The sequence below is a fragment of the Ruegeria sp. BHSC043 genome (assembly GCF_059612985.1).
Genome location: NZ_JBXWRS010000001.1, coordinates 1,019,557 through 1,032,375, shown reverse-complemented (window position 1 = coordinate 1,032,375; position 12,819 = coordinate 1,019,557). Strand labels below are relative to the sequence as shown.

Genomic DNA, 12,819 nt, shown 5'->3' with positions numbered 1-12,819 from the left:
ATAACTCGGCGCGACCAGTCTCGGTTGAACTGGTGCAGGCATTCGCCGATGCGCGTGCCGCCCTCCCAATCCTGCGCCTCGGCCCCGGCGGCGGCCAGCGCCGCATCGACGTCGCGCTGATGCAGGTGCCGTGTGATGTTCGTCAGCCGCGTGCCGAAGGTGAACGCATGCACCTTGGCCCAGCCGGCCCCCTTGGCGTTCGAGACCGTGTGCAGGAAGTGCAGGATGATCCGGCTGTACTGGCTCATCGACCCCGAGATGTCACACAGCGCGATCAGGTTGGGCCAGCGCGGTTTCGGTTGGACCAGCGCGATCTCTCGCAGTTCGCCGCCCTGGCGCATGGCCGCGCGCAAGGTGCGCGCCCGGTCGATCCGCCGACCCAGATGGCTGGCTTGTCCCCGGCGCGAGGCGATCGGGTCCACAGGCAATTGCAACCGTGCCAGAATGCGCTTGGCCTGCGCGGTTTCCGCGGTGCTCATCTGTTCGAAATCCAGCGACCGCAGCCGTTCCTCGGACGAGGCGGTCTGCGTGGCATCAATCTCGATTTCGCTTTCGCCCTCTTGCTCCGCGCCTTTCGGTTCGTCCCGCTCGACACCGTCCAGCAGGGCCTCGGCCGCGCGTTTTTCGCCGGCCTCGGCCATGCGTTCCTCCTGAACGCCACGAATGGCCGGCAGCATCATCGACATCATGTGCTCCAGGTATCGCGGGTCGCGCCAGTACAGGCGGAAGATCTGGGCGAATACCGTGCGATGCTCGGGTCGGTTCACGAAACAGGCGTGCAGGGTCCAGTAGAAATCCTGCTTGCGGGTGAAGCCCGCCGCCTGCACCGCGCGGATGGCGTCAACGACGCGGCCGGGGCCGATCGGCAGCCCGGCCTTGCGCAAAGCGCGCGCGAAATGGGTGATGTTCTGTGCCAGTTTCGGATCGGCCGGAATATCCAGTGGAAGCTGTTCGGCCATCGCTAGGCCCCCGGAGTGTTTTGGCGCAACGACGACATCAGACCGGTTCGAGCGTGGATTTGGCCTGATCCAGAATCCGCTTGGCCTCGGAGCCCTGCAATTTCTGGATGTCGTCCTGGTATTTCAGGATCGCGCCCAGCGTGTCGCCGATCACCTCGGGGCTGAGGTTGATCACGTCCAGCGCCAGCAGGCATTTCGCCCAGTCGATGGTCTCGGCCACACCAGGTTTCTTGAACAAGTCCTCGGTGCGCAGCTGCTGCACAAAGGCCACCACTTCGCGGCTCAGCGCCTCGGCGGCCTCGGGCGCGCGGGCGTGCAGGATCTCCAATTCGCGGTCGAAATCGGGGTAATCGACCCAGTGATACAGGCAGCGGCGCTTGAGCGCATCATGCACCTCGCGCGTGCGGTTCGAGGTGACGATGACGATGGGCGGTTCGGGCGCCTTGATCGTGCCGATCTCTGGGATGGTCACCTGGAAATCGCTCAGCGCCTCCAGCAGAAAGGCCTCGAACGGTTCGTCCGTGCGATCCAGCTCGTCGATCAGCAGCACCGGCGGGCCAGCCGGATCGGGCTCCATCGCCTCGAGCAGCGGTCGGCGGATCAGATAGTCGCCGCTGAAAAGTTCCTCCTGCAGACCCTTCCGGTCGGACCCTCCGACCGCCTCGGCGGTGCGGATGGCCACCATCTGCGCGGGAAAGTTCCATTCATAGACGGCCGATGACGCATCCAGCCCTTCATAGCATTGCAGCCGGATCAGGCGGCGGCCAAGTCCAGAGGCGAGGGCCTTGGCGATTTCGGTCTTGCCGACACCAGCCTCGCCCTCAAGAAACAGCGGCCGGCCCAGTTTCAGCGACAGGAACACCACGGTGGCCAGGGCGCGGCCACAGACATAGCCCTGTTCGCCCAGCATCTTCTGAACGGCGTCGATGGTATCTGGCTGGCTCATGTGTCTCTATCTCCCTTGGCACAACAGGTCATGGCTGCCGCTGCGCGTCAAGACCGTGATCTTTCCGGGACTTGCGGCAATCTGGTCGTCTGGCAAGGTTTGTTGTCACTTTCCCGTGCGGCCTACCTGTGCTAGCCCGGCGCCATGACCGATACTCTGACGCTCCGCCGCCCCGATGACTGGCACCTGCATCTGCGCGATGGCGCCATGCTGCAGGCCGTCCTGCCCGAAACCGCCCGCCATTTCGCGCGGGCCATCATCATGCCCAATCTTGTGCCCCCTGTGGTGACCGGCGCTCAGGCCGCGTCGTATCGCGACCGTATCCTGGCTGCCCTGCCCGAAGGCATGAGCTTTGAGCCGTTGATGACCCTGTACCTGACCGAGGATACCGACCCCGACGACATGGCCGCGGCCCATGCAAGCGGTCTGGTCAAGGCGGTCAAGCTGTACCCGGCAGGGGCCACGACCAACTCGGCCTCGGGCGTGCGGGATTTCGACAAGGTGCGCCCCGTGCTGGAACGGATGGCCGAGATCGGCCTGCCGCTCTGCGTGCATGGCGAGGTCACCGATGCCGAGATCGACATCTTCGACCGCGAGGCGGTGTTCATCGACCGCGTTCTGGACCCGATCCGCAAGGCCACGCCGGGCCTGCGCGTGGTGATGGAGCATATCACCACCCGCGACGGAGTGGAGTATGTGCGCGCGAACGAAACCGACCTTGGCGCAACGATCACCGCGCATCACCTGATCATCAACCGCAACCACATTCTTGTGGGCGGGATCAAGCCGCACTACTACTGCCTGCCCGTCGCCAAGCGCGAAGAGCACCGCAAAGCGCTGGTCGATGCCGCGACCTCGGGCGACGAACGGTTCTTTCTGGGGACTGACAGCGCCCCGCATACGGACGCCAACAAAGAGACGTCCTGCGGCTGCGCGGGATGTTTCACCGCCACGAACACCATGTCGCTGGTGGCCGAGGTCTTTGACCGCGCGGGTGCTCTGGACAAGCTGGAAGGGTTTACCTCGGTCAACGGGCCCAGGTTCTACCGGCTGCCCGTCAACGATCAGACCATCACCCTGCAGAAGGGCGAACCGGTCACCTACCCCAACAAGATCGAAACGCGCGATGGCCCGGTCACCGTGTTCGACCCCGGCTTTCCGCTGCACTGGCGCGTGGTCTAGTCAACCAGTCGTTTCGCCAGATCCGCTGCGCGCCCGCCGGTACGCAGCATCGACCAGATCGCATCCGCTTCGTCCGCGCCGATCAGTTTGGCCGCCTTGTCACGGACCCGGTCCTCGCGTTCGGAAATCGAGATCGGCGCGGCCAGATCGTGGGTCGCCTCGCGCCGCGCCCCGTCCCGCCGCAGCAGCGCCAAGCGGGCCTCAGTCTCGGACAGCGTTTCGTCCGCTTCGACCGTGATCCGGTCGCGCAGCGATTGCAGGCGCGGATCGGTGCAGACTTTGTCCGTGTAACTTTCAGGCAGGGCCGTATCGTATCCCAGCGCCTGCATCGCGATCACCGTCCGATAGGAGAATTTGGCGCCCAGCCCGGTCGTCGGCGCGGTCTGATTGCAGACGCTTATCCAACGGGGTTGGGTGCGAATCTTGATCTCGGCCACCTCGGGTTCGGCGATGTCCAGATCGCGCGCCGCCTCGAGCGCGGCGTGCAGCCCGTGGCAGCAGGCGTGGAACTTGTGGCTGACGCTTTCGATCAGCCACTCATCCCCAAGTCCCGACAGAGCTGAGGCTGTATCATCGGCACCGTGATGCGTCGCGCCAAACCCGAACGGACCGGTCAGGGCATCGGGATTGGGCGCGAACCCCCGCTGCACCAGCAGCGCGGCCTCGACCCCGACCGAAGCCGCCTGCCCCGCATTGTAAGGCTTGCCCATGGTGCCAAACTGCGCCTTGAGGCCCGCCGCCCGGGTCGCGGTCAGCCCCAGAATCCGGCGCATGGCTGCCGGATCGCATCCCAGCAGGCGGGCAGCTGCCACGGCCGCTCCGAACGCCCCCGCCGTCGCGGTCTGGTGGAACCCGACCTGATAATGCCCGCGCCCCAGCCAAAGGCCGACACGGATGGACAGCTCCATCCCCACCAAGGCCGATTCCAGCAGATCGACGATGGGTTGGTCCTGCCATTCGGCCACGGCCAGTGCGGCGGGAAACACCGCCACCGAGGGGTGGCCGATATGGGCGAAATGCGTGTCGTCATAGTCCAGCGCGTGCGACACCGTGCCGTTGACCAAAGCCACAGCGCGCATCGGCGCGGTCCCGCCGCCGAACAGGGTGGCCTGTCCGGACCCGCCTTCGTCCAGCACCATCTCCCGCAGGATGCGCGAGACCGGTTCGTTGACGCCTGCGCGCCCGACCGCCAACCAATCGAGCGCGGACAAAGACGTGACGATCCTAGCCTGCGCAGTCGTGGACACGGGACCCGCGGCGAATTCGGAAAGAGCGCTTGTGAAATCAGTCATGCGGCGCAGTCTAACGTACGCCTGCGCCGGGTAAACCCTCAGCCGTAGAGGCTGGCCGCGCGTTGTTCGAAGGCGCGCACGATCCGGTGCATTGCCTCGTTGAAGACCACGCCGATGATGCCTTGCAACACGGCGTTCTTGAACTCGAAATCCACGTGGAAGGACACGTTGCAGCCGCCTTCGGGAGCGTCCTCGAAATGCCAGTCGGATTTCATGTATTTGAACGGGCCGTCCAGGTATTCGGTGTCGATTTTCCTTTGGTCGGGGTATAGCGTCACCCGGCTGCCGAACCGTTCGCGGAACACCTTGAACGAGATCACCAGATCGGCCTCCATCACCTGCGCCTCGCCCGCCGCATAGGTCCTCCGGATCCGCGCGGCTGCACACCAAGGCAGAAACTCGGGGTATTTCGCCACATCCGCGACCAGATCATACACCTGCTGCGCGCTGTATGGGAGGTGGCGAGTTTCCGAATGAGTGGGCATGGCAACCTGGGCATTTGAAACGTGACAATGGCGCGTCATGTCGTATGTTGCGCGCCAAAGATCAAGGGGGCAGCCATGAGCCAGCGCGCATATGTGATAGATGAGATGATCTCGGCCAAGGCCATCGCGGCACGGATCGAGGAATTGTGTCGCGAAATCACTCGCGAATTCGGCGATACCGACAAGCTGGTGGTCGTGGGCCTGCTGCGCGGCAGCTTCGTGTTCATCGCCGATCTTGTGCGCGAACTGGACCTGCCGATCGAGGTCGATTTCCTCGAAGCGTCCTCCTATGGCGATTCAATGGAAAGCAGCCGGGAAGTGCGCATTCTCAAAGACTTGCGCGGCGCAATTGAAGGGCGCGACGTGCTGGTGGTCGAAGATATCGTCGACACGGGGCACACGCTGAACCACGTCACCAACCTGTTGCGCAGCCGCCAGCCAAAACGGCTCAAGTCGATTGCCCTGCTGGACAAACCCAGCCGCCGCGAGGTTGATTTCCGCGCCGATTGGATCGGCTTTGAGATCCCGGACGAATTCGTCGTGGGCTATGGCATCGACTATGCGCAACGCAACCGCAACCTGCCCTTCATCGGCAAGGTCCGCTTTACCCAAGACTGATCCCGCCGCGGATTCGAGGCCCCATGATCCTGCGCCACCTTCTGCGAATGTCCCGCTGGGCGCGCAATCCGCCCTCGGACCAGCGGGTCAAGCTGGTACTGGGTCTAATCGTGTTGTGTCTGCTAATTGCGGTTATCGAATACATGGGCTGGTGGCCCGAATGGGCAACCAGCCAGCCGCGCAAGCTCAGCCCGTGACCGGCGCGTCCAGCACCTGACGGATTGCCGCCAGAAAGATGCCCGCGCCGACAGGTATCAGCGCGTCAGGGAAGTCATAGTCGGGGTTGTGCAGTTGCGGATGGTCAACCCCGGCCCCCAGCCAGAACATGCCGGTTTTCGACCCCTTGGCGAATTGCCCGAAATCCTCCGAGAACCGTTGCGGCGCGGTGGTCAGGCGCGGTTGCACCCCGGCCTGTACGCAGGCTTGAGCCAGGATCTGCACGGCCTCCGGGTGGTTGACGCAGGCCTCGAACACGTCGTCATAGGTGATCTCGACACCCAGCCCCTCGTCGGCCGCGGCCTCGCAGACCAGCGCCTCGGCCTGATCGACCAGTTGCGCCATGCGCGCGTCCGAGACGGTGCGCAGCGTCACCCATATCTCGGCCTCGCCGGGCGCCACGCCGAATGTCGGGGCCCCTAGTTGGGCGTGGGTGACGGTGGTCAGCGTGTAATCTTCGGTCAGCTCTCCGCCCGGCCCCAAGGCAGCCAAGGCCGGCATCAACTCGGCCATGGCCGAGGCCGGCGACAGGCCGTCCTGCGGAGCCGCGGCGTGCGAGGTCTTGCCCGTCAGCCGCACCCGCATCCCGCGTGAAGCGCAATTGGCCGGGCCAGAGCACAGTTCGACCGCGCCCAGGTCCAGCCCCGGCAGGTTATGCAGAGAAAACAGGAAATCGGGCTGTATTTCAGCGTATTGCGGGTCGTTCCGAAAATCGCGTGCGCCCTGACCGGTCTCTTCGGCGGGCTGGAAGATCAGCACGACCCGACCGCGCGACACCGGCGTTTGCGCCAAGTCCAGCGCTACGCCCAACACCATGGCCATGTGGCCGTCATGGCCGCACAGATGACCCTTGCCCGGAACCTGCGAGCACCAGGGTTTACCCGGCATCTCCAATATCGGCAGCGCGTCCAGTTCGCAGCGGATGCCCACGGTGGGCCCCGGCTGGCCCGAGTCGAACACGGCCGCGACCCCGTGCCCACCGATCCCGGTCAGAACCCGGCCGCCCACACCACGCAATTGCTCGGCGATGAAGGCGGCCGTTTCAGACTCTTCACCCGAGACCTCGGGCCGTTGGTGCAACGCGTGGCGCAGCGCAGTCAGTTGCGCCAGCGCTTGCGGCGTCACGCCTGCCCCAGCTTTTTCTGTCGCGCTGCTCGCAGGCGCGCGAAATCATCGCCCGCATGGTAAGACGAGCGGGTCAGCGGCGTGGCCGAAACCATCAGGAACCCTTTGCCATAGGCGGCTTTTTCATAGGCCGCGAACTCTTCGGGCGTGACAAAGCGGTCCACGCGGTGGTGTTTCGGCGTGGGCTGCAGATACTGGCCGATGGTCAGGAAATCGATGTCGGCGGCGCGCATGTCGTCCATGACCTGGCGCACCTGCTGTTCGTTCTCGCCCAGACCAACCATGATCCCCGACTTGGTGAAGATCGACGGGTCCAATTCCTTGACCCGTTGCAGCAGCCGCAGTGAGTGGAAATAGCGCGCGCCCGGGCGTACCTCGGGGTACAGGCCCGGCACGGTTTCAAGGTTGTGGTTGAACACGTCCGGCTTGGCCGCGACCACGGTTTCCAGAACCGACGGATCGCATTTCAGGAAATCCGGAGTCAGGATTTCGATCGTGGTGTTGGGCGAGCGGTGACGTACCGCGCGGATGGTCTGAGCGAAATGCTCGGCCCCACCATCGGCCAGATCGTCGCGGTCAACCGAGGTGATGACGACATGGTTCAGGCCCAGCTTTTCCACCGCATGTGCCACCCGGCCCGGTTCGAACGCGTCCAACGCATCGGGGCGACCGGTGGCGATGTTGCAGAAGGTGCAGCCACGGGTGCAGATCTCGCCCATGATCATCATGGTCGCATGGCCCTGGCTCCAGCATTCGCCCACGTTCGGGCATCCGGCCTCTTCGCAGACGGTGACCAGGTTGTTGTCGCGCATAATCCGGCGCGTGTCGGCATAGCCCTTGCCGCCGGGCGCTTTCACCCGAATCCAGCTGGGCTTTTTCGGCTGCGCATTGTCGGGCTTATGCGCCTTTTCCGGGTGACGTTGTTCAGGGATTTTCAGATCGCGCACGGGGCCGGTTTCCTGACTTTGGGTCAATTTGGTTGGTGCATAACATAAACCGGTCGGATGTATTACGCCAGCCATGCATAGCTGCCATGCGTCAGCGTTTTGCAGATGCAGAATGAAAGCGCGACTTTCCAGGAGATCGACGCTGATTTCTACATGTTTTCAGCATACAAGAGGATTTTCGCAAACGCAGCACATCCCGTGTTGAAGCCGGTTTGAAATCGTTTTAACCCACGGGCCGAATTAATGTGAATCACAGGAGATGCCCATGAAAACCGGTGCCAAGCTGCCCGACGTGACGTTCCACACCCGCGTGCGCGACGACTCGATCGAAGGGCCCAACCCGTTCCGCTGGGAAGACAAGACCACGGCCGATTACTTCGCAGGCAAGCGGGTCATCCTGTTCTCGCTGCCCGGTGCGTTCACCCCCACCTGCTCGACCTACCAACTGCCGGGGTTCGAGAACAACTACGAGGCGTTCAAGGCCAAGGGCATCGACGAGATCTACTGCATGTCAGTCAATGACAGCTTTGTCATGAACAAATGGGCACAGGATCAGGGGCTGAAGAACGTCAAGGTCATCCCCGACGGGTCGGGCGAGTTCACTCGCAAGATGGGTATGCTGGTCGACAAGGCCAATCTGGGCTTTGGCATGCGGTCGTGGCGCTATGCCGCCATCATCAAAGATGGCGTGGTCGAGGCGTGGTTCGAAGAGCCCGGCCTGATGGACAACTGCCCCGAGGACCCATATGGCGTTTCGTCGCCCGAAAACCTGATGAAGCACCTGGAAAAAGCCCAGCAGCCCGAAATGGCCTGAGGCGTCAACCAGCCTCCATGCAAAGGGCTCGCCAAGTGCGGGCCCTTTTTAGTTCCGGGTTTCTGACACGATGCTTTCGCCTACCTGCCGGATCACCTGGGCCAGTTGATCGAACCACACCGCCCCATCCGACGAGTCGCGCCGCACAAGGCCGATCTGCCGAGCGGGCTCCGGGGCGCCGAACCGCAGCAGTTTCAGCCCCGGAACGGCTTTGGTCTCGGAACGCGCCGCTAACTCAGGGATCAGGGTCAGGCCAAACCCCTCGGCCACCAACCGCGACAGCGTGGCCAATGACGATGCGCCCATGTTGATATGGGCGCTGGTCCGGTCCTGACCGCACACCTCAAGCGCCTGATCCGTAAGGCAGTGCCCGTCTTCCAGCAGCATCAGCTGGGCTGCATTCAGGTCGATCGGGCGCAGAGCGTCGGGGCTGACGGTCAGGCTGTTCAGGCGTGTCTCGCTGCCAGCCAGCAGAAAGCGATCCTCGAACAGAGGCACCTCGTCCATGCCGCGCGAACCCACCGGCAGGGCCAGCACGGCGGCGTCGATCTCTCCCGCTTTCAGCATCGACAGCAGCCGCTCGGTGCGCGCCTCTCGCACCTGCACGCGCAGGGACACATCCGCTGACCGCAGACCAGCCAGGACACCCGGCAACAGATACGGTGCGACGGTCGGGATCAAACCGACCGACAGACTGCGATGCCCGGTGGAGTTGTCACGCGCAAACCGATCCAACCGTTCGGCCGCGCCCAAAATGCGCCGTGCGTGCTCAAGCGCATCGCGCCCCAACGGCGTCAGCAGAACATCACGGGCGCGCCTTTCAAATAGCGGCCCGCCCATGATGTCTTCCAACGCCCGGATCTGCACCGATAGTGCCGGTTGAGAAACGTGACACACCTGAGCAGCCCGGCCAAAGTTGCGCTGCTCGGCCACAGCGCGGAAGTATTGCAGCTGTCTGAGGGTGAAATTCATAATCCCTGACTATCACCTACGACGGCTATCGCAAGCAAAACCAATGAAGTTCGCGGCAGATCACCCGATCCGCCGGTCGCTCTCCGCCTGCATTTCGTAATGCCGCTTAAGCCGCTGGAGCGCGATCCGCAGCACGATCTTGCCCGAGCGCGCCGACCAGCCCATGCGTTTCTCGGCCAGTTCCAACCCTTCCAGATAGCAGCAGCAGCGCAAGGCCACATCGCTTAGCCCCGGCCCCAGATCCGACAACGCGCGGGCCACGCGGTCGCGTGCCTCGGAGGACCCCCGCGCAAACGGCGCATCGCCCTCGAACCCGACGCGCCCGCCGCCGGTCAGGAACCTGTCCCAGTTCTGCGTGACATGTGGCCCCAACTGAGCCAACTCGAAATCTTCCCGCAGCCGTTCGCCGGCGCGCACCAGACTTTCATCCAAAAACGGCTTTCCATCCCGGTCCCGACGACGTGCTAAAGCGACCAGAGGGCTTTCGGCGGCAGTGTAGCGGATCCGACGAGCGCGCGGGGCGTGGCTCGGCTGTGCCGCGTTGCGATGCTGAAACGCTGCTGGTGCTTCGGCCATTCCGTATTCCGCCCTGGCCCTGGCCCGGTTTTCCGCATCAGCGATCAACTGACCCAGCGCCGTTCGCCCTGTCGGGGTGATCCGATAGCGGCTGATCCGTCCGGGATTGTCGCACGAGATCCAGTCTTTCAAAGCCAAGGCCTGAGCGATCTTGCAATCGACAACGGCGGTCCGGGTCGCGCCGGCCGCCCCGCTATCGCGCACCACGACGGCCTTGTCCATGTCCTCGGCAACGGCCAGAACAGCGCCGGTTTCACACAGGCGGCGCAGCACGCGAAGGGCCTCGCGGTCGAACTCCTCGTCTTCGGCCGTCAATTCGCACGGCGTGGGCTCTTCGTCTGCCTCTTGCCGCCGGCTCTGGTCGGCGAAATGGGTTTGCGCAAGCGATTGCAATGCTGCATCGACCAGCGGATCGTCGCGCCGCATTTCGATGCGTCGGATCTGCCTGAGTATGGTTGACGCGTGGCATCCGGCCGATCGTGCAAGATCCCGGATCGACCGCCCCGCTTCGGTATGGGCCAGATAGCGCTGCGCGCCTTCGGGGACCCAAGTTGGAACGGTGGAAGCCATGATGTTGTCCATTGTTGTACGCCCTCGTCGACAAACCAAACTGCCAGTATCCGCCGTTGGATAAAGTGTTAACCAAATCTAACTAGGGTTGGTTTCGTTACTCGTTCGTTAACCACCAACGGCGCCAACCAGAATTGATTCAAAATCATAAACAGTGGTGAAACCATCGTTCGGAGAGAGCCCGGAGAAGGCAACACCCGCTCAGGTTGTGCAACAGTGAGGCATCCAACATAGAATAAAGGATTGCCCGATGCAGGACCTGACCACGATGATCACATCCCTTCGCCGTCCCCGCCTGTTGGCTCGGGCGGCCAATCTGGGGGCACGGGACTACGACCGCAACAGGCATTTGCAGCGTGTGCTGGGTTTTGGCGCCCTGCCCGGTTCGGGGGCGGCGCTGATACGGCTGTTGGAGTTGGAGCGCGAGATGGAAGACCGGCGGCGCATCAATGATCCGGCCTATTCTCTGGTCCGTCACCTGGACATTTTGATCGCATTGGCGGGCGAGGCGCAGCTATATCAGGTCAGCCGCGCCCCGGCCTGTCACTAATCAGGAGAAGGCGTCGGGCATCGACGCTTTCTTTTCTTCGACATAGGCGGTCAGCGCGGCCAGTTTCTCGGGGTCGAGATGCGGTTGCTGGTAATGGGCCAGCAGATGTTCGACCCGGACCGAGGCCAGAGTGCGCGTGTCGCGCGCGCCCTCTTCTTCCCAGGTTTCAAAGGGCTTGTAGTCCAGAAGCTCAGTCTTCCAGAACGCGTCCTTGAAGTTGGCCTGGGTATGGGCACAGCCCAAGTAGTGACCGCCCGGCCCCACCTCGCGGATTGCGTCCATAGCCTGCGCGTTCTCATCATATGCAACGCCCTTGGCCATTGCGTGCAGAACGCCAAGCTGGTCGGCATCCATCACGAATTTCTCGAAATCCGCCACTAGGCCGCCCTCCAGCCAGCCGCAGGCATGCAACATGAAGTTGACGCCCGACAGCAAGCCCGTATTCAGCGAGTTCGCGGTTTCGTATGCGGCCTGCGCGTCCGGCAGTTTCGAGCCGCAGAACGACCCGGCCGAGCGGTAAGGAAGGTTCAAACGACGCGCCAGTTGGCCCGCACCATAAGTGATGAGCGACGCTTCGGGAGTGCCGAAGGTCGGCGCGCCCGAGTTCATGTCGATCGACGACACGAAAGCGCCAAAGATGGCAGGCGCGCCGGGACGGATGATCTGGCTGTAGGCCACACCGGCCAGAACCTCGGCCAGCACCTGGGTCAGCGTCCCCGCGACCGAGACCGGCGCCATCGCGCCGCCCACGATGAAGGGCGAGATGATGCAGGCCTGGTTGTTGCGCGCATAGACTTCCAGCGACCCCATCATCACGTCGTCGAACGTCATCGGCGAGTTGATGTTGGTGAGCGAGGTCATCACGGTGTTTTCCTGCACGAACTCCTTGCCGAACAGAATCTCGCACATCTCGACCGAATCCTGCGCCCGGCTGGGATCGGTCACCGAACCCATGAAGGGTTTGTCGGACAGCGTCATATGCGCCATCAGCATGTCGAGATGCCGCTTGTTCACCGGAATGTCGGTGGGTTCGCAGACGGTGCCACCCGAGTGGTGCAGCCACTTGGACATGTAGGCCAGTTTCACGAACTTGTTGAAGTCGTCCATCGTGGCATAGCGGCGGCCGCCTTTGGCATCGCGCACGAAGGGCGGTCCATAGACCGGAGCCAACACTAGGTTGCGCCCGCCGATCACCACCGATTTCTCGGGGTTGCGGGCGTGCTGCGTGAACTGGCTGGGCGCGGTCTTGATCAACTCGCGCGCAAGGCCCCGCGGGATGCGTACCCGTTCCCCGTCCACATCGGCCCCGGCGTCGCGCCAGCGTTCCAGTGCCGCCGGGTTGTCGACGAAATTGACGCCGACTTCTTCCAGCACGGTCTCCGCGTTGGTTTCGATGATCTCCAGCGCCTCGTCGTTCAGAACCTCAAAGTTCGGAATGTTGCGCTCGATGTATTTCGCCGTTTCGATCCGAACCGCCGTGCGTTCGGCCCGGCGGGCGGCGCCGCCGCCACCGCGCGCTCTGCGTCGGGTGTTTGCCTCTGCCATCAGATGACCCCGTGTGACTGTT

The 12,819-nt window shown here is 63.4% G+C and carries 14 protein-coding genes; 5 read left to right on the top strand and 9 right to left on the bottom strand.

Annotated elements, in window-relative coordinates:
- Both AC2FMM_RS05045 and AC2FMM_RS05040 read right to left on the bottom strand, forming a co-directional pair.
- The coding region (locus AC2FMM_RS05045) for a vWA domain-containing protein (protein ID WP_496795954.1) at positions 1-959 on the bottom strand (959 nt) is incomplete at its 3' end.
- A 37-nt stretch (positions 960-996) separates the two neighbouring features.
- The gene (locus AC2FMM_RS05040) at positions 997-1,905 is read right to left on the bottom strand and encodes an AAA family ATPase (RefSeq protein ID WP_496680776.1); all 909 of its coding nucleotides are present in this window, start codon (positions 1,903-1,905) and stop codon (positions 997-999) included.
- Positions 1,906-2,049: 144 nt separating this feature from the next.
- On the opposite strand from AC2FMM_RS05040, the gene pyrC reads away from it, so the two are divergent.
- Positions 2,050-3,087, top strand: a complete 1,038-nt coding sequence (pyrC, locus tag AC2FMM_RS05035) for a dihydroorotase (protein WP_496713128.1) — start codon at positions 2,050-2,052, stop codon at positions 3,085-3,087.
- On the opposite strand, the gene AC2FMM_RS05030 is transcribed toward pyrC, so the two are convergent.
- Positions 3,084-4,379: an MmgE/PrpD family protein gene (locus tag AC2FMM_RS05030; protein ID WP_496795953.1), complete on the bottom strand. Its 1,296-nt coding sequence runs from the start codon at positions 4,377-4,379 to the stop codon at positions 3,084-3,086. The two genes, pyrC and AC2FMM_RS05030, sit on opposite strands and share 4 nt — an antisense overlap.
- Positions 4,380-4,417: 38 nt before the next feature.
- Entirely contained in the window at positions 4,418-4,864 is a 447-nt protein-coding gene (locus AC2FMM_RS05025) for a type II toxin-antitoxin system RatA family toxin (RefSeq protein WP_496680783.1), read from the bottom strand.
- A 75-nt stretch (positions 4,865-4,939) separates the two neighbouring features.
- Between AC2FMM_RS05025 and hpt the strand changes: the two genes are divergently transcribed.
- Complete coding sequence (hpt, locus tag AC2FMM_RS05020) at positions 4,940-5,482, top strand: hypoxanthine phosphoribosyltransferase (RefSeq protein ID WP_149775254.1); 543 nt, start codon at positions 4,940-4,942, stop codon at positions 5,480-5,482.
- A 47-nt stretch (positions 5,483-5,529) separates the two neighbouring features.
- Positions 5,530-5,679, top strand: a complete 150-nt coding sequence (locus AC2FMM_RS05015; protein WP_496680788.1) for a hypothetical protein — start codon at positions 5,530-5,532, stop codon at positions 5,677-5,679.
- Here AC2FMM_RS05015 and AC2FMM_RS05010 read toward each other — a convergent pair.
- Positions 5,669-6,823 carry an amidohydrolase gene (locus AC2FMM_RS05010; protein WP_496795952.1) on the bottom strand — a complete coding sequence of 385 codons (1,155 nt, stop codon included), beginning with the start codon at positions 6,821-6,823 and terminating at the stop codon, positions 5,669-5,671. The two genes, AC2FMM_RS05015 and AC2FMM_RS05010, sit on opposite strands and share 11 nt — an antisense overlap.
- A complete protein-coding gene (gene lipA / locus AC2FMM_RS05005; RefSeq protein ID WP_496680792.1) occupies positions 6,820-7,770 on the bottom strand; it encodes a lipoyl synthase in 951 nt (316 codons plus the stop codon). Before lipA ends, AC2FMM_RS05010 begins: the two co-directional genes overlap by 4 nt.
- A 265-nt stretch (positions 7,771-8,035) precedes the next feature.
- Here lipA and AC2FMM_RS05000 point away from each other — a divergent pair, with 265 nt between their 5' ends.
- Positions 8,036-8,584, top strand: a complete 549-nt coding sequence (locus tag AC2FMM_RS05000; protein WP_496795951.1) for a peroxiredoxin — start codon at positions 8,036-8,038, stop codon at positions 8,582-8,584.
- Between the two features lie 48 nt (positions 8,585-8,632).
- On the opposite strand, the gene AC2FMM_RS04995 is transcribed toward AC2FMM_RS05000, so the two are convergent.
- Both AC2FMM_RS04995 and AC2FMM_RS04990 read right to left on the bottom strand, forming a co-directional pair.
- The gene (locus AC2FMM_RS04995; RefSeq protein ID WP_496795950.1) at positions 8,633-9,556 is read right to left on the bottom strand and encodes a LysR substrate-binding domain-containing protein; all 924 of its coding nucleotides are present in this window, start codon (positions 9,554-9,556) and stop codon (positions 8,633-8,635) included.
- Positions 9,557-9,616: 60 nt separating this feature from the next.
- Positions 9,617-10,714 (bottom strand): DUF6456 domain-containing protein, encoded by a 1,098-nt coding sequence (locus AC2FMM_RS04990; protein ID WP_496795949.1) that lies wholly within the window; start codon positions 10,712-10,714, stop codon positions 9,617-9,619.
- A 238-nt stretch (positions 10,715-10,952) separates the two neighbouring features.
- Here AC2FMM_RS04990 and AC2FMM_RS04985 point away from each other — a divergent pair, with 238 nt between their 5' ends.
- Positions 10,953-11,252: a DUF6477 family protein gene (locus tag AC2FMM_RS04985; protein ID WP_496795948.1), complete on the top strand. Its 300-nt coding sequence runs from the start codon at positions 10,953-10,955 to the stop codon at positions 11,250-11,252.
- Here AC2FMM_RS04985 and AC2FMM_RS04980 read toward each other — a convergent pair whose 3' ends face one another.
- The gene (locus AC2FMM_RS04980) at positions 11,253-12,797 is read right to left on the bottom strand and encodes a trimethylamine methyltransferase family protein (RefSeq protein WP_496680803.1); all 1,545 of its coding nucleotides are present in this window, start codon (positions 12,795-12,797) and stop codon (positions 11,253-11,255) included.
- Positions 12,798-12,819: the final 22 nt, after the last annotated feature.

Coding starts and splice junctions, on each gene's coding strand:
- AC2FMM_RS04985 (WP_496795948.1), top strand. CDS start 10,953: ATGCAGGACCTGACCACGATGATCACATCCCTTCGCCGTCCCCGCCTG.
- AC2FMM_RS05030 (WP_496795953.1), bottom strand. CDS start 4,379: ATGACTGATTTCACAAGCGCTCTTTCCGAATTCGCCGCGGGTCCCGTG.
- AC2FMM_RS04995 (WP_496795950.1), bottom strand. CDS start 9,556: ATGAATTTCACCCTCAGACAGCTGCAATACTTCCGCGCTGTGGCCGAG.
- AC2FMM_RS05015 (WP_496680788.1), top strand. CDS start 5,530: ATGTCCCGCTGGGCGCGCAATCCGCCCTCGGACCAGCGGGTCAAGCTG.
- AC2FMM_RS04990 (WP_496795949.1), bottom strand. CDS start 10,714: ATGGACAACATCATGGCTTCCACCGTTCCAACTTGGGTCCCCGAAGGC.
- pyrC (WP_496713128.1), top strand. CDS start 2,050: ATGACCGATACTCTGACGCTCCGCCGCCCCGATGACTGGCACCTGCAT.
- AC2FMM_RS05000 (WP_496795951.1), top strand. CDS start 8,036: ATGAAAACCGGTGCCAAGCTGCCCGACGTGACGTTCCACACCCGCGTG.
- AC2FMM_RS05025 (WP_496680783.1), bottom strand. CDS start 4,864: ATGCCCACTCATTCGGAAACTCGCCACCTCCCATACAGCGCGCAGCAG.
- AC2FMM_RS05040 (WP_496680776.1), bottom strand. CDS start 1,905: ATGAGCCAGCCAGATACCATCGACGCCGTTCAGAAGATGCTGGGCGAA.
- AC2FMM_RS04980 (WP_496680803.1), bottom strand. CDS start 12,797: ATGGCAGAGGCAAACACCCGACGCAGAGCGCGCGGTGGCGGCGGCGCC.
- hpt (WP_149775254.1), top strand. CDS start 4,940: ATGAGCCAGCGCGCATATGTGATAGATGAGATGATCTCGGCCAAGGCC.